Raw genomic sequence first — 21,903 nt, 5'->3', positions numbered from 1 at the left:
TCTAAATGTCACTAATTTGAGACATTCTTGTATATTTGTTCGATATTATGATAACAGCAACTAAAAAAAGAATTATAGAATCCGCCATTCAGGTCTTTAATGAAGACCTTTCTGCCCCTTTACAAAGGGTAGCAGATAAGGCATCGGTAACCAGAAGGACCTTGCATAGGTATTTTAGTGACCGGAATGAACTTGTGGCAGTTTGTGAAAAAGCCATTGAAACCAGTTGCAGGAAAGCCATGATAGCGGCCATTCAAAGTAGTAATGATCCACTTACCCAGTTAGAAAATATGCTTTACGCAGGAATTGATTGCGGGGCCAAATATTCTTTTTTCTATAAGTTGCATCAAAGTAAGGATCATAAGCATAACACCGAGAATAAGAATTGCGCTGATTATGATTATATCTATCAGCACTTCCATCAAATCATTCTACAGCTTCAGAAAAACGGAAAAGTTAATTCTGACATGTCTGCGCAGTGGATCCAGGTATTGCATTCTGGAATTATTGAAAGCACAGTGAATGCCAGGCATCATCCCACAAAGGATTTTCAGGAGATCAAAACTTTAGCCTGGACTTCCTATATAAAAGCTATTGCACCTTAAAAAAATTTACTACTATATGTCTCATTTTTGAGACATATAACGGAGAAGAATGTATTAAACTAACTTTTAAATAAATAGTGTATGAAAACTAGTAATTATGATGTAATCATTATTGGAGGCAGTTATGCCGGCCTGTCCGCAGCAATGGCCCTGGGGCGATCTATGCGAAAAGTTTTAATAATTGACAGTGAAAAACCTTGCAACCAACAAACCCCAAAATCCCATAATTTTATCACCCAGGACGGCGTAGCACCTGGTGAGATATCAGCTATAGCCAGAAAACAGGTACTAGAATACAAGACCGTAGAATCCTTAAAGGATCTCGCAGTGGGTGCTAAGAAGAAAAAGAATAATTTCCACATTACTACTAAATCAAATGGTGATTTTATAGGAAAGAAGCTCATTTTTGCTACAGGGATAAAAGACATGATTCCAGAAATAAAAGGATTTAAAGAATGTTGGGGCATTTCTATGATACACTGTCCATACTGCCACGGCTACGAATTTCGAAATAAAAGAACAGGCATTCTGACCAATGGAGACCGGGCCTTTCACTTAGCTTCTTTGGTAAAGAATTTAACTGATAAAGTAAGTATTCTTACCAATGGAAACCCCGATTTCACGCAGGAACAAATCGCTAAATTAAAAGCCAATAATGTAGATATTATTGAGAATAAAATTTCTGAATTAGAGCATAAGGATGGAGCTATTAAAAGTTTAATTTTTACTGATGGAAAAGAAATTTCCTTTGATGCAATTTATGCAGGTTTCCCCTTCGAACAACATAGCAGTATCCCCGTTTCACTAGGCTGTGAATTAACTGAGCACGGTTATATTAAAATAAACGAATTACAGCAAACTACAATTGAGGGAGTTTATTCTTGTGGAGACAATTCAGCTATGATGCGGTCGGTGGCCAGTGCAGTTGCCAGTGGAAACCTTACCGGTGCAATGGTTAATCACAATCTTACCCAGGAACAGTTTTAAAAATATAACTATGATAGAAGTATTCACCACAGATATTCCTACTCAAACTGTAGGTGATCAAATAATGAAGAATATCAAGGCGATTTTCCCGGAATTAGAAACTGATTTTGACCTCGAAGTGCCAATTATAAATTATCCTTGCGATCATAGTATTATACGGGTTGAAGGTTCCATAATTGATTCTGAAAAACTAATTTCGCTTGTAAATAATCACGGGTTTCAATGCCATATTCTGGAAGACAAAATTTGTATTAGATCACAATCTAAAAAATAAGCGGCGGGTACCTAAGCAAAGAATAAAAAAAGCTTCATTATTGCTGAATAAAAAATCCTAAAAATTTGCTACAGGGTTTACTTTATAAAATATCCAAATAATAGTAGTTTATAAAAGAAGGATTTCTAAATTTGCCGAAGTGGAAAGAATCAAAATAAATATCAGCGCTTTTTTAGGTATTGCTATACTTATTGCTAGCCTATTACCTGCCTTACATTCACTTTCCCACGAGACCTCTTTAGCGGAGGATGATATTTCATCTGTTCATATTTCTCATCTGGATGCTGAACTGGGTTGTGATGTCTGTTCGTTTCATCTTACTACTTCAGATGTTCCTGAATTCTATTCTTACACTTTATACGCTCCACTCAAGGAAGAGATTTACATAGTTTCTCTTGAAGATAAAGTAAATCCTTATCCTTTTCGACTGTTTCAACTTCGGGCACCCCCGGCTATGATTGGTTAAAATAATAATGTTTTAAACTGTCAGCATTTTGCTGCTGTTTTAAAACCAGTCTTTTTTAATTAATCACAGTGTTTTTACCATGAAGCAAACTCAATTTGTTTTATTGCTTTTTACCATTTTACCATTTTTCACCTATTCCCAACATTTAAATCTACAGGGTAAAGTTGTAGACAGGGAGGAGCGGCCACTAGAAAGCGCCCATGTTCATATTAATAATAGGTTTGTCTTAGCCAATGAAGATGGTCTTTACCGCATAGGTAATTTAAAAAGAGGTGAGTACCGTATTAGGGTTTCTTTTATTGGTTTTAGAACCTCAGATACGATAATCTCATTAAGAGAAAATACTGTGGTTAATTTTAAACTACAGGAAGACGCAGCTGCCCTTGAAGCCATTTTATTAAATGGTAGTGCCAGGCGTTCTTCCTCAGAAAATACAGAAAAGGTAAACAAAGAATTCCTACAGGAGCAATTTTCGGGATCATTGGCCAATACCTTGGAAAGACTTCCCGGGGTAAATGCGGCAGAAATTGGGTCGGGATCTTCCAAACCTATAATTCGTGGGCTTGGGTTCAACCGTGTAGCGGTAAGCGAAAACGGTATTAAACAGGAAGGCCAGCAATGGGGCGCAGATCACGGACTCGAAATTGATGCTTTTTCCGTGGAGAATATTGAAATTATAAAAGGTGTTGGAGCTATAGAGCACGGGAGCGATGCCATTGGTGGGGTAATCAAAATAATAAACGATGGAGTGCCCAAGGATGATGGGATTTCGGGAGAAGTGATAGGTCTTACCAAGAGCGTAAACAATACCCTTGCAATTTCAACTAACCTGGCATTAAAAGAGGACAAGTTTTTTTACAAAATTAAGGCTACAGCTAGTGAATTTGGAGATTACTCAGTGCCTACCAACAACATTGTTTACTTAAGCCGGAATATTCCTATATACAATCAGAAACTAAAAAATACCGCTGGAAAAGAAAATGATTTATATGGCCAAATAGGATTTCAGGGTACGCATTATAAAGGAACATTTAGCGTTAGTAATGTTTATATGAAATCAGGGTTTTTCCCAGGTTCTCATGGTATTCCATCTACAAGTAGGGTTCAGCATGATGGCGACTACCGAAATATAGAGTATCCATTTCAGCGAGTGAACCATATGAAATTCATTAATAAAAACGAATGGTTTTTTCACGATTCCAGCCTTGAAGTTGTGTTAGGTTTTCAAAATAACCACAGGCAGGAATGGAGTCGTTTCCATACACACTATACCGGGCAGGTTGCTCCATCAGTTAATCCCGACCTTGAATTGAATTTTAATTTGAATACCTACGACCTGCAGGCAAAATTCTCCAAAGACCTGGGTGAAAATCATACTACAAGCCTGGGCTTACAAACCCAGCTTCAGGATAACAATATAAGCGGATTCAATTTTTTACTACCCGAATATGTCCGAATAAATCAGGGTATATATGGAACCCATTCCTACCAGCTAACCGAAAAACTCAAGCTTAATTTCGGTGGGAGATTGGATATTAGTAAGATTGACATTGAAGGGTTTTATGACGAAAATCTATACCAATATTTAATCGAAAACGGTAGTACAGAGGCAAGTGCAAATGAAAATGCAACCCGAAGTTCCCCAACACAAAGAAATTTCAACAATATGAATTTGATGGGTGGACTACTTTATAATTTTAAAAAGCACTGGGATTTCTCCATCAATACTGGAACCAGTTTCAGGTTGCCCACCGCAATAGAGTTAGGAGCAAACGGAATACATCACGGCTCTTTTAGGCACGAACAAGGGGATCCAAACCTGGAGGCCGAAAAAGGATATGTGTTTGATGCAAAACTCAACTATAAGAAAAAATCTTTTCAGGTATCTCTAAGCCCTTATGCTTATTATTTCGATAATTATATTTTTTTAAACCCAAGCGGCCAGTTTTCCATCCTCCCCCACGCAGGGCAGATTTATAAGTTTACCCAAAGTGAAGCCGTGCTTGCAGGTATTGAATTTGATGTTAGCACCAACTTTTTTAGGAATTGGCATACCCAGCTTACCTTTGAATATTTATATAACCAACAATTAACATCGGATACTTCGCGGAATTTCCCGCTTCCATTTACGCCACCAGTTAACGGATTTGCGGAAATAGGCTATGATTTCCTTGAAGGTTCAAAAACATTTGAGGATACCGAAATTTTTGGCAATACGGTTTTTGCATTTGAACAGGATAGAATAGCGCAGAATGAAGAAATAACTCCCGGATACAGCATTTTTGGTGGAGGTTTTCGTACCAATCTCAAAATAGGGAATTTTAGAGCCAGTGTTAACCTTCAGGCAACCAATATATTTAATACTAAATATTTTAATCATACCAGTTTTTACCGTGCATTGGAAATTCCGGAAATGGGCCGGAATATTCAACTCCTGGTTAAAATACCCATCAAATAATGTCCAGGTTTAAAATACATATTACAATCTTTTTACTGGTGGGGTTTCTAATCCCTCAAGTTACGAGTGCGTTGCATTATTGGGTAGTGCCACATAATAATTACAAGTCCGGCAAAAAAATTACTATCAAGGTATCTAATAATTTTGAATACCATTCCTGTACCTATCACTTAAACGGGGTTTCACCATCAATTCTTGGTAATTCGGGGAGTGAAAAGTTTATTAAAACAAATTTGCAGGGAGTAAAAATAAAATTTTGCTGTCTTGAAAACTATGTACATCAACCCGATTATAATTTCCTTTTAAGGGGTCCTCCCGTGACAGTACTTACCGCACTATTAAATTAAAATATAAGTACACTTAGAACACATAAAATTATAAAAATGAAAACCAGGTTAATTTATTTATTCAGTATTACAGCCACTTTGTTAATTACTTCTTGTAGTGAAGATGATGACGCGAATATGGATACCCAGGCACCCGAAATTAGCATAGCCGATCCAGTTGAAGAAGAAGAGATTGCTCCTGGAGGAGAAATACACTTTGACGCTATTTTCACAGATAATGTTGAGCTTGCTTCATTTAAGTTGGAAGTACATAATTCTTTTGATGATCATACCCACGCCTCTGTAAAACAAAGCGAGAGTGAAAATAATCCGTGGAGTTATAATGAAGTTTTTGAAATTGAAGCAGGAAATACGATTCATGAAGCTCATATGCATATCCCGGTTCCTGCAGAAATTAATGGACAACCAATTAGTGAGGGACATTATCATTTTGGTGTGTTTGTTACCGATACGGCTGGGAATGAATCCCAGGCTTTTCTAGAACTTCATATTGAAGGAGAAGAGGACCACGACGATCACGAAGACGAAGATCATGACCACGACCATTAATGATCACAATTAATTAAATATGGGCTACAAAATTTGTAGCCCATATTTATATAACTCTAAAAATAGGGGTGTTTGACCTTTAATAATCAGCACTCCAAATCTCTTATGCAAAATTTTAAATTAATAATAGTCCTTATAGCGCTAAGTTTAGCTACTAAAATTCAGGCACAGCAAACCAGTTTTTCTTTTAATGGGGAAGAAATAAATGGTGTTAATTTCTGAGCGTACTACCGTGGAAAGTAACCATGAGGGATTTTTCTATAGTAATATAAGTAGTGGGGTTTATATAAAGAAAGGTATGGAACTGGGTTATGTTACCGATCTCTTCGGAAACAAACTTGAAACTATATATGCACCTGTTGATGGCTTTATACTTTATAAAAGTTTTTAATCCACCAATTAAAAAAGGAGATGGCTTGTTTAATATTGGCCACATACCAAACAAAAATTAACTAATAATTGTACAACGAAATTTATAAAAACAAAAATTAATTGTAGTTTTTCAAGATATATTAAAAAACAGGCCTCGTGATTTAGGAATTATCTTTTTAAAGTTTAAATTGTAATATGCATTCAATTTAAACCTGATAATCGACTTGATTCGAGCCCTAATTATATTATTTACTTACGTTTTTAGTCCGGTAGTGCTCGCACAATCACCGGAAGAAAAAGAAGCCTATAGATTTTCCCATATTAGTGTTTCAGACGGGCTTTCTCCCGGATCTATCAATAGTTTTTTTAAAGACAGTAAAGGTTTTCTGTGGATTGGCACATCATCTGGTTTAAACAGGTATGATGGCTATGAGGTAAAGGTTTTTAATCCGCGCCCTGCCGATACGCTCACTATTCATTCTAAGAATTACAGTAATATTTTTGAAGATCCTGTTGGAAATATTTGGGCCGTAACCTCCTGGGGCACTTATATTTTTGACCCCACCACCAGTAATTTTTCAAGTGATCAATTCAAAATCCTCCAAAAGTTTGGAATCCCTTTAAAAGAAGTAGAAAATATCAAACAGGATTCAAAAGGTAATTTTTTGTTTATTCACTCGAATGGGGGACTAACACGGTATAACCCGAATAATGAAGAAGTCGAGCAAATAGATGTTTCTAAAAACGAGAATAGCCTGGCAATTTCTAGAATTTCTGATTTCGAAGAAAATAGTGAAGGAGATTTTTGGGTGCTGTACGCCAATGGTATCCTGGAAAAATTAGATGGCAATACTCTAAAGGTAAAAGCCAAAGAAGATTTCCTCAATAATCGTTTTAATAATGATTTGCAGGAATATAAACTTGTTGTAGATAAGGATGATGACTTGTGGATTCACCTATACGGAGAACACGGGATGTTTTATTATAATCAGGGAAAAAGTGAATTTAAACATTTTGATAAAGAATCTTCTCAACTCAAATTAAACAGCAATTTAATAAGTGATATTGTGGTGGCTCCCAATGGCAGAATTTGGGTGGCAACAGATCACGGTGGGATTACGGTTATTGATAAAGAGAAAGCCGAAACTACTTATATTCTTAACCAGGTAGAAATAGAAAATAGCCTTTCTCACAACAGTCTTACTTCGCTCTATAAAGATTACGACGGAATTATTTGGATTGGCACATTTAAAAACGGGGTAGATTATTATCATGAGAATATTCTAAGGTTTCCAAACTACGAAAACTTGATTTCAGACGATAAGAGTCTTCCTTTTAACGATGTGAATGTATTTTCAGAAGATAATGAAGGTGATCTTTGGATTGGGACCAATGGTGGCGGTTTAATTGAATATAACCGAGAGAAAAAATCTTATACACAGTATAAAAACCTACCCGAAAACTCTAAGAGTATTAGTAGTGACATTGTTGTTAGTCTGCTTCAGGAAAACAATCATCTCTGGATAGGAACTTATCTTGGTGGCCTTTGTAGATATAATGGAAATGAGTTTGAAAAACTTAAGTTTAAAAATACAGATTCATCTTCAGTAGAAGTTAAAAGTGTTTGGGAATTATACAGAGATTCAAGGGGGATTCTATGGGCCGGGACTTTACAAGGCGGGCTTTATTTGTTGAGGCAAGATGAAAATGAATTTCAACATATAAACGATGTTTATAAAGGTACTCAACTTCAAAACGATGGTTATATCTCTGCCATTACTGAAGATAAAGACGGAAATATTTGGGTTGGTGGAGTAAATGGAATAGATGTTTTTAATCCCGATACTCAAAAGCATACCAGGATATCTTCTGATACTGAAAAAAATAGTATTGGGAGTAACTATATTATCTCCATTTACAGGGATAGTAAAGATTTAATTTGGATAGGTACAGAAGATGGTTTAGATCTTTTTAACCCCACAACTACGTGTTTTTATAATTACAACGAAAATGATGGTTTGCCCGGCACCAATGTTCTGGCAATTATTGAAGACAATAACGAAGACCTTTGGTTGAGTTCCTCTTATGGCCTTATTCAATTCCATAAAGATTCTTTGGTTGAAGGATCGGGTAGATTATTTCCAGATTTTAGGGTTTATGACAATAAAGACGGTTTGCAAGGAAAACTTTTTAATGCAAATGCACTATTTAAAACAAGTAAAGGGGAAATACTGGCCGGTGGTTTAAATGGTTACAATTTGTTCCTGCCAGATAGTTTTAACTTTAATCAGAATAAACCTGAAATTGTCTTTACCTCTTTTGATTTATTTAATCAGTCTTTAAAACCCAGGCAGGAAGTGAATGGCAGGGTAATCCTTAATAAATCAATAGATGAAACTTCTAATATAACTTTAAAACATAATGAGAATTTATTCTCAATAGAATTTGCGGCCTTGGATTTTTTCCAGCCTTCTAAAAATAGCTACAAATACAAACTAGATGGGTTTGATTTGAATTGGCAGGAAACAGGTAGTAATAATCGGAAAGTGACCTATACCAACCTTGACCCCGGAACTTATACTTTTTTAGTAAAAGCTTCTAATAATGACAAAATTTGGAATAACAATCCTGCCAGTCTTAATATTGAAGTGTTGCCACCATGGTACCAAACCTATTATGCTTACCTGGTTTATTTTCTTGTGCTTGTAATGATACTCTACTTGGCCCGTAAGAGAATTATTGAAAAGCACAGGCGTCAGTTTCAAATTGAACAGGAAAAAAGAGAGGCCGATTATTTACATAAAATGGACCTTATGAAGATAAGGTTCTTCACCAATATTAGTCATGAATTTAAAACCCCACTATCTTTAATTTTAGCAATAGTTGAAAAATTAAAAACAAGGTCTCTTCAGCAAGCTACCAAAGAACAATTAGAATTAGTAAATAAGAATGCAGATCGCCTTTTAAATTTAATTAATCAGGTATTGGATTTGGGCAATATTAAAAATGAATCTTTACTCGCTACTTCTAAAGCTAACATAATAAAAAGTATAGAAGAAAGCGCTAAATCCTTTGAGAGCCTGGCAGAAAAAAAGGATATAAATTATAAAATACAGCTAGAAGAAAAAGATTTTTTCACCTCTTTTGACAGGGATAAATTAGATAAAATAATTTTTAACCTACTTTCTAACGCCTTTAAATTTACACCCAAAGGAGGGGAAATTACTATAAAATGTTTAGTAAAAAACAGCGCTCGCACAGAATATAAAGATTTAAACATTCTGGTAAAAGATTCGGGTATAGGTATTTCTAAAGAAGACCAGGAAAATATTTTTGAAAGATTTTATAAAGTAGATGATCCTAACTTTAAATCTACCTCGGGGAGTGGCATTGGTCTTTCTCTGGTAAAAGAGTATGTAGCCCTTTATAAAGGCGAGATTAAAGTAGAAAGTAAGCAAGGTTTTGGAACAACATTTTTACTTCAACTTCCTTTGCCAATAATTAAAGAGGAGCAAAAAGTGGCGCAGGAAATTAAGAATGACTGGAAAGAAGAAGTCACTGGCCTAAAAGAATCTGATATTGAGGAAAATGTATCTTCAATTCTTATCATTGAGGATGATATTGATTTTCTCAATTATTTAACCAGGGAATTCGAACAATTCTATGATGTATTTGTGGCAACCAATGGGGAAAAAGGATGGAAAAAGACGCTTTCTGTACAGCCAGATTTAATAATTTCAGATTGGGCTATGCGCGAAATGAATGGGGTAGATTTATGTAGAAAAATACGCCGGGACAACAGGACAAAACATATTCCTTTTATACTTCTTACGGCAAATAAACAGGAAGAGAAGAAGCTTTTTGCTCTAAAAACCGGTGTTAGTGATTATATAACCAAGCCATTTAATTTTGAATCGCTCTTATCACGGGTAAAAAATCTTATTGCACAACGAAAGGCTTTTCAATCTGCCTACTCCAAAAAGATCAATATAGAAGAGAAAGAGATTACTATAGAATCTCAGGAAGAAAAATTTATTAGAAGGGTTTTAAATGTTATAGAAGAAAATATTGGAAATCCCGAATTTTCTGTAGAAAGTCTTTCCTGCCAGTTAGGAGTGAGTAGAACTTTTTTATATAACAAATTAGTAACTAAAATGGAGAAATCTCCGCAGGAATTAATTCGTGATATTCGTTTAAGCCGGGGAAAAGAATTATTGATAAAAAGTAATCTTACTATTTCAGAAATTGCATTTGAAGTAGGATTTAATAATCCTAAATATTTCACTAAGAATTTCAAGAAACAATTCCATATTTTACCTTCTCAGTATAGATCTAAAGTTCGAAGAAATACACCCCGATAAATTTTTATATTGCAATATATTAAGTCAATTTTAGCAAAACTTCATTTATAACTCATTGTTTTTCAATGGGTGTAAACATTTTATCCCTTATCATAACGATTTTATACCCCTACCTAACTTTATCTTTTTGGTACATTTCAAAATTGAAAATAACCACTACAACGTTTGAGAGAAGACACTTCAGGTAGTTGGAAATAATTAAACTTTAATTCATTAAATTATGATAAGGAAATTACAAAAACATTCCAGGTTTCTGTTTTTAATGATTTTATCTTTTTTAGTTTTTACCGGTACGGTGAAGGCACAGGAAGATGAACTTATAATAACAGGAACCGTAACTTCAGCCGATGATGGTTTACCTATTCCCGGGGTTACAATTTTAATACAAGGTACAAACCAGGGAACTTCTACAGATTTCGACGGAAATTATGAAATTACAGCTGCACCTAATAGTGTACTTGTTTTTAGCTACATGGGTTTTACTACCAAGGAAGTTCCGGTAAACGGGCAATCTGAACTAAATATTTCCATGGAGGTTGATTCATCTGAATTAGATGAGGTGATAGTAGTAGGATATGGAACGCAAAGAAGAACTTTAGTTACCGGGGCAAACGTTCAGGTAGACGGAGATGATATACAAAACCAAAGTACTACAAATGCTTTACAGGCTTTGCAGGGTCAAACCCCCGGTGTGCAAATAACCTCAACGTCGGGCCAGCCGGGTTCAGGAATGGATGTTGTAATTAGAGGTATGGGATCTACCGGTGATAATTCTCCTCTGTATGTAGTAGATGGGGTTCTTACAGGAGATATATCTTATTTGAATAATGCCGATATTGAATCTATTTCGGTACTTAAAGATGCAGCTTCGGCCGCTATATATGGTTCCCAGGCTTCAAACGGGGTAGTTTTAGTGACTACTAAAAGTGGGAAGAGTGGAACTTCAAGAATAACCTTAGATACTTACTATGGATTTCAAAGCGTACCAGATAAAATAGATTTATTAGACTCCCGTGAATACGCAACAATTATAAATGAAGCCGCTTTGAATTCCGGAAGTCAGCGATTTTTCAGTAATGAGGAAATTGCAGAATTGGGAGAAGGAACCAATTGGATGGATGAGATGTTTGTAGACAATGCAATAACCGAAAATTATACATTAAGCTTCTCTGGCGGAAGTGAGACTTCTACTTTCTCATCTTCTCTTGCCTATACTGGAGATGAAGGTGTTGTGGGGGGGAAAGACCTTTCCAATTATGAGAGAATCAACTTTCGGTTAAATTCAGAACATAAATTATATGATGGACTTATAACTTTTGGAGAAAACCTGACTTTCGCTTATATAAATAGTAATGGCGTAAGCGTGGGAAATCAATATAGCAATACCCTTCGTAATGCTTTTGGGGTGCCTTCATTAGTTCCAATGTATAATGAAGAAGGTGATTATTATGATACTTCCAATGATTCTGATCCCTGGTTAACCCAGTGGGCTAACCCTTATGCTTCTATGGTTTATAACAATCAGAACGAGAGCAACAATCAAAAATTACTGGGAAATGTTTATGCTGAAATTCAAATTCTGGACAACTTAAAATTCAGAACCAGCCTTGGGTTAGACTATTTTGCGTCAGAAGGCCATTCTTACCAGCCTATTTATCAACTATCGGTTTATTCATTTAGAAACAGGGATAGAGTATATCAGTCTCAAAGTAAAGGACATTCCTTATTGTGGAATAACTTATTAACCTATGATTTTAATCTATTTGAAGATCACGAATTTGAAGTTTTGTTAGGTAGTGAAGCCTATTCTTACAAGGGAACTTATATGGATGGGAGTAATGTAGATCTAATTTTTAACGATTTAAAACATAGTTGGTTAGATAATGCCCTAAATAATTCAGATGCTTCACAAATTCAAATTGGCGGTGGGCCAAATGCCGAAAATAAACGCATGTCTTACTTTGGCAGGTTAAATTATAGCTACCTGGATAAATATTTAATAAATGCCACCTTTAGGGCAGATGGATCCTCAAACTTTGGGCAGGGCAATCGATGGGGTTATTTCCCATCTATATCTGCCGGTTGGATTGCTTCCGAAGAAGATTTTCTAATAGATTCCGAAACGATCAGCTTTCTTAAATTTCGAGCAAGTTGGGGACAGGTAGGTAATCAAAACGCAGGAGCATTCCAATACCTGGCACCAATTACCTTTGCCAATACTAACTATAATTTCGGAGATGAAGAAGGCGTGCTAACACCTGGTGCGTATCCAAGCAGACTTGCAAATCCTGATCTGCAATGGGAAACTTCTGAGCAAGCTAATATTGGTCTGGATGCAAGGCTTTTTAACAATAGCCTGAATATAAACCTGGATCTTTATAATAAGACTACAAGAGATTGGTTAATTAGAGCTCCAATTCTGGCTACCGCCGGTGCAGATGCACCTTTTATCAATGGAGGAGATGTAACTAACAGAGGTATAGAGCTCGCAATTGGTTACGGAAAAAGTCACGGTGATTTTAGTTATAATGTTAGTGTAAACGGTGCTTATAATGAAAATGAAGTCGGTAATATCCCCACAGAAGACGGGATTATTCACGGGGCAACAAACCAGTTGTTTGATAATGCGCCTGAATTTTATCGCGCAGAAAGTGGCTTTCCTCTTGGATATTTTTGGGGATTGGAAACCGGTGGGGTTTTTCAAAACGAAGCCGAGGTTAGTAATCACACCGCTAACGGTGAGTTAATTCAACCTTCTGCAAGCCCCGGCGACCTTAGATACATAGATCAGAATAACGACGGAGTTATAAATGATATGGATAAAATCAATATTGGAGACCCTAATCCAGACCTTACTTATGGTATTAATTTATCCTTTACTTACAAGGCTCTGGATTTTTCCCTACGTGCCAATGGCGTAGCCGGGAATCAAATTGTACAGTCGTATAGAAATCAATCAAGTCAGTTCGCCAATCATACCACCGCTATTTTTGATAGATGGACCGGTGAGGGCTCTTCTAATACAATGCCCAGACTAACACTTGATAATAGAAATTTCACAAGATTTTCAGATATATATGTTCAGGACGGCGATTTCTTAAGGTTAAGCAACCTAACTATAGGTTATGACATTGCTCAGGTAGCAGAGAATATTGGACTTACAAAAATGAGAATTTACGCTTCTGCTTTAAACCTGTACACGTTTACCAATTATGATGGAATGGATCCTGAAGTTGGATATGGAATTTCTGAGAATAACTATTCATTTTCTTCAGGAGTAGATTTAGGATATTATCCTCGTCCCAGGACGCTTATGTTAGGCCTTAATGTAACATTTTAAAAAAAAGACATTATGAAAAGAATATATTTTTACTCAATTATTTCATTACTAATACTTTCAGCAGGAGCTTGTACAGATGAGTTTCTGGAAGCAGAACAATTGACGGAAGTTAATGATGAAAATTTTTATAGTACTCCCAGTGACGCCTATTCGGCTCTTGTAGGATGTTATGATGGTTTGCAGCGCGCATCAGGAGGAGTAGCCGGATTAAGTTATCCTGTGGCCAGTATGGTGTTATCTGATAATTTCTATGGAGGAACTGGTAATGCCGATGGTTATGGATTTCAGGCTGTAGATGAATTTGATATAAGCCGTTCTCCAGTTGATGCGAATTTGTATGAAACTTTATGGGTATCCTACTATCAGGCAATTTATCGTTGCAATGTCCTGATCAATAAAATGGACCAAATAGATTGGAGTGAAGATCCAGAACTTCGAGCTACTTATGAATCTGAAGCCAGGACCATTAGGGCCTATCTTTATTTTCAAATGGTTAAATTATGGGGTAATGTTCCACTATTAACCGAAGCTACCACAGAAAATCTGCCCCAGGCAGATCCCGAGGAAGTATATACTGTAATTGCTGAAGATCTTGCATTTGCCTCAGAGAATTTACCAAATCAATCTTATACTGCTGTAGAAGCAGGAAGAATTACAAAATGGGCTGCTAAGTCTATGTTAGCCAGGGTTTATTTGTATTATACGGGGTACTACGGCCAATCTGACCTGGTAGGACTTGTTTCACAACAAGATGCTCTACAGCATTTAGAAGATGTGATATCTTCAAGTGGTCACGGACTTCTACCAGATTATGCCAATTTATGGCCAGCTGCTTCCCTGGAAAATTTTGCAGGAGAGAATAACGAAGAAATTGTTTTCTCGGTAAAACATACCTATACCAGTGATTATAATGGAAATACAGATGGAAACCACTGGATGGTTATGTTGGGAATGCGTGAATTTACTCATTATCCTTATGCCAATGGTTGGGGTATAACGGTAAGTGATAAAATTTATGATGCTTTTGATGAGAACGATACAAGGCAGGAAGCTTCCATTATTGCAATTGAAGAAGAAGAGATTCCGTTTGATAAAGTTGATAGTCAGCGTGAGTATACCGGTTACTATACTAAAAAGTACACTCCTATGGCTAATGAAGATGGTGGTAGCGTGGTAATAGATCTTGGAGGAGAAGATTTTCAAATAGGCCAGTTTCAGGATTTCTACGTAATAAGATATGCCGATGTATTACTTATGGCAGCCGAGTTAGGCAGCCAGAATGCCCAGGATTATTTTGACCAGGTAAGAGAACGGGCTTATCAGGATGATTTTAGTTCTATAACAGTAAATCTGGAAAGAATTCAGGAGGAAAGAAGACTTGAATTTGCTTTAGAAGGTATAAGATACTGGGATCTTCTTAGAAGAGGGGTAGATGAAGCAGCCGAAGTAATTTCTGAAGATAGGACACTGCTTAGTGGAGGTAACGAGGTTAATAAAACCATATCTGCGTCTAATGTATTGGCAACCGAAGGTTTACAACAAATTCCGAATAACCAAATTACATTATCTGATGGGACTTTAATTCAAAATCCCGGCTGGTAATTAAAATATAAGATTATGAAAAATATAAAACTTTTTTCCATTGTATTGCTGGGAGCATTTTTGGTATTATTTTCTTCTTGTGAGAATGATGATATGGAACTCGGCGAAACTATGAGCCCTTCAGAAATTGATTTTGAAGTAGTCCAGGACCTTGAAACCGATCCCGGAGGAAATACGGTAATCCTAAGATTTAATACTCCTAAAGCAACTCCTGTTTGGAATTATGGAACAGGCCGTTCTACAAAAGTTGTTGATACGGTACGTTATGCTTTTCAGGGAGATTATACAATCAATTTAAGTGTTATCACTCCGGGAGGTGTTGTAGATCTGGAACCGGTAACGGTAAGTGTTACCGAAGAAAATCTTAATTATGTAAACGATCCATTATGGACTTCCTTAACTGGAGGAGTTGGAGAGTCAAAAACCTGGCTGCTGGATCTAAACGAAGAAGGAGAATCTATTTATTTTGCGGGACCTCTATACTTCTTTGGAACAGACAATGCCTGGCTTGAGGGCGGAGAGGCCTGGGACGGTGGAGACACCGGTTGTTATGGCGAAGACTGCTGGACCTGGCAACCAGAATATGAATCTAACACCTGGTTAATGCCAGCCGGCGATTATGGGTCTATAACCTTTAACCTTCAAGGTGGGCCCAATGTAACAGCCAATCATCTTATGCTTCCTGAACTTGGAGAGCAGTCAGGAACTTTCTTTTTGGATAAAGATAATCACACTCTTAGTTTAAATGATGTAGAATTACTGCATAGTACAAATAATGATGCTTGTGTAGATAATTGGACAGAAACAAGAGTTTTATCTCTTACAGAAGATACTATGCAATTAGGGGTGATTAGAAGGGATGATTGTGATGGAGCTGCTTTATTGGTTTATAATTTTATTTCACAAGAATATGCCGATAATTATGTACCCGAAGAGGAAGAACCAAGTATAGATGAAGGTTTTGAACCTACTTTTGAACAAGGCGAATTACTACAAATTTTAACCGGAGGGCAGTCTTCAGGTAGAGTTTGGGAGCTGGATGCAGATGGTAATCCAATAGATTGGATTATAGGTGGAATGGGATGGACAGAAAATGCAGATAGTTCCAGAGACTGGGGCTGGAATGCGGACTGGGATGCAGTTGCTGAAGATTCCTGGATTCGTTTTGACCAATGGAATGGAATGAATTATACCAGGTATCAAAATGGGGAAGAAACTTCCGGGACATTTAGTATTAATGAAGAAACTAATGAAATAACACTTGAAGAAAATTCTTTAATACAGGTTGATGGTCACTGGATGAGCCCTGCCACAAATGTAATAACAGTTATTAAAGCAACTGAAGATTATGAAAACGATGGACTATGGTTTGGAACTAGCTATAATCCAGATTCAGATGAATGGCTTGCTTTTCATTATGAACTTTTAGATTAAAAATTAGCCCTCAGTTTATTATTCATTTGAGTGAAATGGGACTGCCTAAATTCCTACTATAAGCCTTGAAGTTAAATATTTAACTGATTTTTACTAAATAAATTCAGGTTAGGTAGAGGTGCAGGCCAGTCCCATTTTTAAATCTATAATTAATGATTTTTAGAAAAAATATATCCCTTTTTGCAATTATAGCTGTAAGCCTTTTAATTTCCTGTTCAGACCAGGAAAGTGAAATGGAGTTTGAGCCAGAAGACAGACGAATATCTTTCAATGAAAACTGGAGTTTTTCCCTTAATAAGAATGAAAATGATTCTATATCTAATAATTCAGAATGGAAAAATTTAAACCTCCCGCATGAATGGAGCATAGAAGGTGAATTTAGTAAAGATCATCCGGCTGGTGCTGGCGGTGGAGCTTTACCCGGTGGAACAGGTTGGTATAAGAAAAAGTTTCAGAAAAAATTAGAGGATACCAGCAGTATAACTAAAATTATTTTTGATGGGGTTTACCGTGATAGTGAGGTGTGGATTAACGGAACTTACCTTGGAAACAGACCTAATGGCTATGTAAGTTTTCAATATGATTTAACACCATATCTTAATTATGGCGAAGAAAAAAATGAAATTTTGGTTAAGGTAAATAATGCAGATCAACCTAATTCCAGGTGGTATTCCGGCTCCGGAATTTATAGGAATGTTTGGCTTACTACCACAAATAAACTTCATATAGCCCATTGGGGCACCTTTATAACAACACCACAAGTAACTAAAGATAGTGCAGAAGCTGAATTACAAATAGAAATTGAAAATAGATTTGCCAGCCCAAAAGAAGCTGAGGTTACTACTACTATCTATTTTGATGATAAGGAAATCACATCCAGGAATGATGAAATTCAAATCTCTTCAGAGAAAAAAAAAGAAATTAAACAAAGCTTTCAGGTCGAGAATCCCCAGTTATGGTCTGTAGAGAATCCGCAATTATATAAGGCAGTTACGCAGATAAAGCTTGAAGATGAAATAATTGATGAGTACACGACAATTTTTGGAATAAGGGATTTTGAATTTGACCTTGATCAAGGTTTCATTCTAAATGGGAAACCCATTAAGATAAAAGGTGTGTGTATGCATCACGACCTTGGTCCTTTAGGTGCTGCTGTGAATACACGAGCCATTGAACGCCAACTGGAAATTTTAAAAGAAATGGGGGTTAATGGAATCAGGACTGCTCACAATATGCCCGCACCCGAACTCCTGGACCTATGTGATAAAATGGGTTTTATAGTGATGGATGAAGTTTTTGATATCTGGTCACAGCATAAAACGGAAAACGACTATGCCGGGGATTGGAAAGAATGGCACGAAGAAGACCTCAAAAGCATGGTACTGAGGGACCGTAATCATCCCAGTGTTTTTATGTGGAGTATTGGAAACGAAATCCAGGAACAGTGGAATGAAAAAGGAGCCGAAATTGGTAGGGAACTTTCTGCAATTGTTAAGGAACTGGATACCACCAGACCTGTGACCGCCGGGATGAACCCTCCAATACATACCAACGATGAGAATGTTACCCTTCAATTTGAAGAAGCTGCAGAACCTAATTCATTGGCAGGGTCGGGCGCTTTAGATCTTATTGGTTATAACTATGCCCACCAAACTTATACGCAACATCAGACAAATTTTCCAAATACTCCATTTATCGCCACAGAGACCACGTCAGGTTTGGCGACCCGTGGATATTATGAATTCCCGTCTGATACTACTAAGATATGGCCGGTAAGATGGGATATTCCTTTTGATGGCGGAAATCCTGATAATACAATTTCCGCATTTGATCAGGTAAGAACTCCCTGGGGATCGCTTCACGAAACCACCTGGAAAATTATAAAAAAACACGACTACCTTTCTGGATTTTTTATTTGGACAGGTTTCGATTATTTAGGTGAACCTACTCCTTATGGCTGGCCTTCGAGAAGTTCCTATTTCGGGATTGTAGATCTCGCAGGCTTTCCAAAAGACGTCTATTATATGTACAAAAGTGAATGGACCGATGAAGATGTTCTGCACATTTTTCCACACTGGAACTGGGAAGAAGGGCAAATGGTAGATGTTTGGGCGTATTATAATAATGCTGATGAGGTAGAGCTTTTCTTAAATAATGAATCCCTTGGAACAAAATCGAAAGAAGATGACGATTTACACGTAATGTGGCGTCTACCTTATACAGCAGGTACTCTAAAAGCAGTTTCCAGAAAAGATGGAAAAACAGTTCTGGAAAAAGAAATTAATACAGCGGGGGAACCTGCTAAGCTAAATCTTGAAGCAGATAGAAAAACGATCAAGGCAGATGGGAACGACCTGGTTTTTATTTCGGTTTATATCAATGATGAAGGTGGAAACCTAGCTCCCCGGGCTGGTAACTTGGTGAATTTTGAAGTAAGTGATAAGGCTGAAATCGTTGGGGTAGCCAGCGGAGATCCCACTAATCACGAATCTTTTAAAGGAAAAAAACATAAAGCTTTAAATGGAAAATGCCTGGTCATTGTAAAGGCAGGAAAAGAGGCCGGTACGGTAAGCCTAAGCGCGAAATCTGAGGGGCTTGAAGAGGCTTCAATTACGATAACATTAGAATAATTAAAAAGATGAAAACAATATTTAATACAAAAAGGAATAAAAGCGGAAAAACGCTTAGTACTATTTTTCTAAGTATTTGTTCTTTGGCTGTTATGGGCGAACTTGAAGCTCAAATACAAAACGCCGATGTACTTAACGCTCCAATTGATGTTAGTAAAGATTTTGAGGACTATGCCAACACCTTCTATTTTGCCGATGAGTTAGCATCTTTTGACCCCGAAACCGGAAAAGGAACGGTAAAATACAGACGGTATAACTTTCAAACTAGTCAGGCATTTAATAATATGTTGATGAAGCCTAACCCTGTTCCTGCCAACGAGTTTCCTGCTACCGAATATGAAGCTTCGCCCGAGCTTCCTTTTGAAATACAATTTGCTTCAGATCGTGCCATTCGGATAAAAATGGCTACCGGTCCGCAATTTCATAATCAGAAAGAATCTTTAATGTTAATAGATGGCACAGCACCAAACCATCCTGAAGCCTGGAATTATTCAAAAATAGAAGCGGGTCACGAATATACCAGTGATCATGGTAAGGTGGAGATTATTACCAAACCCTGGCACGTAAAAATTTACGATGCAGAAGGTAAGTTACTTACCAGTACAATTCATACTAGCGATGTTGCCAATACTTATACTCCCGTTTTACCTTTTTCTTATGTAAGAAGAAACAGTGACTATTCGCGAAGTATGGCAGCAGTTTTTAGTTTGGAACCCAACGAAAAAATATTTGGAATGGGAGAGTCTTTTACCCAATTCAATAAACGAGGACAAAAAGTGGTTTTATGGGTAGACGATGCCAATGGCGTACAGAATGAAACTATGTACAAGCCTATTCCATTTTATATGAGTAGCCGTGGTTACGGGGTTTTTATGCATACTTCTTCCCCAATTACGGTAGATGTAGGTAAATATTTTAATGCCGCCAATAATATGATGATTGGTGACGATGAAGCCGATTTGTTCGTATTCCTTGGTGATCCTAAAGATATTTTAGATGAATACACCAACCTTACCGGAAAAACTGAAATGCCACCGCTTTGGTCTTTTGGTTTCTGGATGAGTAGGATTACTTATTTTTCTGAAGATGAAGGACGGGAAATTGCCGCCAATCTTCGGAAACATAAAATTCCCAGCGATGTCATTCATTTTGATACTGGCTGGTTTGATGTAGACTGGAGAAATAATTATGAATTTGCTGAAAATCGTTTCGAAGATCCTGTAGATATGATGGAAGATTTGAAAGAAGACGGTTTTCACGTATCCCTATGGCAACTTCCATATTTTACTCCTAAAAATACTTTATTCAACGAAATTGTAGAAAACGATTTGGCGGTTAAAGATGCAAAAGGAAACCTACCCTACGAAGACGCGGTACTCGACTTCTCCAATCCTGAGACTGTTTCCTGGTATCAGAATAAGCTTAAAAAATTGTTTGATCAGGGAGTTGATGTATTTAAAGTAGATTTTGGTGAGGCTGCTCCAGGCAACGGCATTTATCATTCGGGACGCACCGGTTTTTATGAGCATAATCTTTATCCACTGCGATATAATAAAGCGGTAGCCGAACTTACTAAAGAGGTAAAAGGCTATTCGTTAATTTGGGCCAGAAGTACCTGGGCAGGAAGCCAGCGATATCCTCTGCATTGGGGCGGTGATGCAGCAACCACTAATACTGCGATGGCAGCCACCCTCCGGGGCGGACTCTCATTAGGATTAAGCGGATTCAGCTTTTGGAGTCACGATGTGGGCGGTTTTGTAACAAAAGCTCCTGAAGATCTATACCGAAGATGGACGCCGTTTGGAATGTTATCTTCTCATGTAAGAAGTCACGGAGAGCCACCAACAGAGCCCTGGCTTTATAATGAAAGTTTCTTACAGGCATTTAGAAAAGCCGATAACATGCGGTACGAGTTAATGCCCTATATCTACGCCCAGGCTAAAGAAAGTTCAGAAAATGGACTGCCTATGATGCGTGCACTTTTTGTTGAATTCCCTAATGATGCCGGTTCCTGGTTAATAGACAATCAATATTTGTTCGGCTCAGATATGCTGGTTGCTCCATTGTTTGAAGAACAAACCGAAAGAGACGTATACCTTCCTGAAGGAACCTGGATAGATTATCAAACCAAAAAAGTTTATAAAGCAGGATGGCATACTATTGAAGCCGGGGAAATACCAATTATCGCTTTAGTAAAAGACGGTGCTATTATTCCGCATATAAAATTAGCCCAGTCAACCCAGGATATGGATTGGAATGAAATCAATTTAAAAGTTTTTGCTTCTGAAGATACAAATTCAGCATCAGGAAAATTATTTCTGCCTGATGGAGAAGAATTGCAAACTATTTCTGTCTCAAAAAAAGGAGACGAATTTGAGGTTGATGAAAACCCATTGAGCGGGCAAACCACGTTTAAAACTGAATGGGTTAAATAATCAAATTTAAAATTAACCCCAATTTTATAAAAATTGCCATATA

Annotated in this window: 13 protein-coding genes; all 13 read left to right on the top strand. The window is 37.0% G+C overall.

Annotated features, from left to right (window positions below; genetic code table 11):
- Window positions 1–47 precede the first annotated feature (47 nt).
- Complete coding sequence (locus B5X53_RS01440; RefSeq protein WP_079711454.1) at window positions 48–605, top strand: TetR/AcrR family transcriptional regulator; 558 nt, start codon at window positions 48–50, stop codon at window positions 603–605.
- Between the two features lie 81 nt (window positions 606–686).
- Window positions 687–1,592 carry an NAD(P)/FAD-dependent oxidoreductase gene (locus B5X53_RS01435; RefSeq protein WP_079711453.1) on the top strand — a complete coding sequence of 302 codons (906 nt, stop codon included), beginning with the start codon at window positions 687–689 and terminating at the stop codon, window positions 1,590–1,592.
- A gap of 10 nt (window positions 1,593–1,602) precedes the next feature.
- Window positions 1,603–1,866 (top strand): hypothetical protein, encoded by a 264-nt coding sequence (locus B5X53_RS01430; protein WP_079711452.1) that lies wholly within the window; start codon window positions 1,603–1,605, stop codon window positions 1,864–1,866.
- A 139-nt stretch (window positions 1,867–2,005) separates the two neighbouring features.
- Window positions 2,006–2,332 (top strand): hypothetical protein, encoded by a 327-nt coding sequence (locus tag B5X53_RS01425; protein WP_079711451.1) that lies wholly within the window; start codon window positions 2,006–2,008, stop codon window positions 2,330–2,332.
- Window positions 2,333–2,411: 79 nt separating this feature from the next.
- Window positions 2,412–4,790 (top strand): TonB-dependent receptor, encoded by a 2,379-nt coding sequence (locus B5X53_RS01420; protein ID WP_079711450.1) that lies wholly within the window; start codon window positions 2,412–2,414, stop codon window positions 4,788–4,790.
- Between the two features lie 383 nt (window positions 4,791–5,173).
- The gene (locus tag B5X53_RS01415; RefSeq protein ID WP_079711449.1) at window positions 5,174–5,686 is read left to right on the top strand and encodes a DUF4625 domain-containing protein; all 513 of its coding nucleotides are present in this window, start codon (window positions 5,174–5,176) and stop codon (window positions 5,684–5,686) included.
- Between the two features lie 205 nt (window positions 5,687–5,891).
- Window positions 5,892–6,077: a hypothetical protein gene (locus tag B5X53_RS01410; protein ID WP_079711448.1), complete on the top strand. Its 186-nt coding sequence runs from the start codon at window positions 5,892–5,894 to the stop codon at window positions 6,075–6,077.
- A 205-nt stretch (window positions 6,078–6,282) separates the two neighbouring features.
- Window positions 6,283–10,419, top strand: coding sequence for a hybrid sensor histidine kinase/response regulator transcription factor (locus B5X53_RS01405; protein WP_079711447.1), 4,137 nt, complete (start codon window positions 6,283–6,285; stop codon window positions 10,417–10,419).
- A gap of 220 nt (window positions 10,420–10,639) precedes the next feature.
- On the top strand, window positions 10,640–13,759 hold the full coding sequence (locus B5X53_RS01400; RefSeq protein ID WP_079711446.1) for a SusC/RagA family TonB-linked outer membrane protein: 3,120 nt from the start codon (window positions 10,640–10,642) through the stop codon (window positions 13,757–13,759).
- 12 nt (window positions 13,760–13,771) lie between these two features.
- Window positions 13,772–15,361, top strand: a complete 1,590-nt coding sequence (locus B5X53_RS01395; protein ID WP_079711445.1) for a RagB/SusD family nutrient uptake outer membrane protein — start codon at window positions 13,772–13,774, stop codon at window positions 15,359–15,361.
- Window positions 15,362–15,376: 15 nt separating this feature from the next.
- A complete protein-coding gene (locus tag B5X53_RS01390) occupies window positions 15,377–16,795 on the top strand; it encodes a hypothetical protein (RefSeq protein ID WP_079711444.1) in 1,419 nt (472 codons plus the stop codon).
- Between the two features lie 152 nt (window positions 16,796–16,947).
- The gene (gene galB / locus B5X53_RS01385; protein ID WP_079711443.1) at window positions 16,948–19,425 is read left to right on the top strand and encodes a beta-galactosidase GalB; all 2,478 of its coding nucleotides are present in this window, start codon (window positions 16,948–16,950) and stop codon (window positions 19,423–19,425) included.
- 92 nt (window positions 19,426–19,517) lie between these two features.
- On the top strand, window positions 19,518–21,860 hold the full coding sequence (locus B5X53_RS01380; RefSeq protein WP_198550712.1) for a glycoside hydrolase family 31 protein: 2,343 nt from the start codon (window positions 19,518–19,520) through the stop codon (window positions 21,858–21,860).
- Window positions 21,861–21,903: the final 43 nt, after the last annotated feature.

This window comes from Salegentibacter salinarum (genome assembly GCF_900168115.1).
GTDB lineage: Bacteria > Bacteroidota > Bacteroidia > Flavobacteriales > Flavobacteriaceae > Salegentibacter > Salegentibacter salinarum.
Note: the sequence above shows the minus strand (reverse complement) of the source record. Positions and strands in the feature narration are given on the sequence as shown.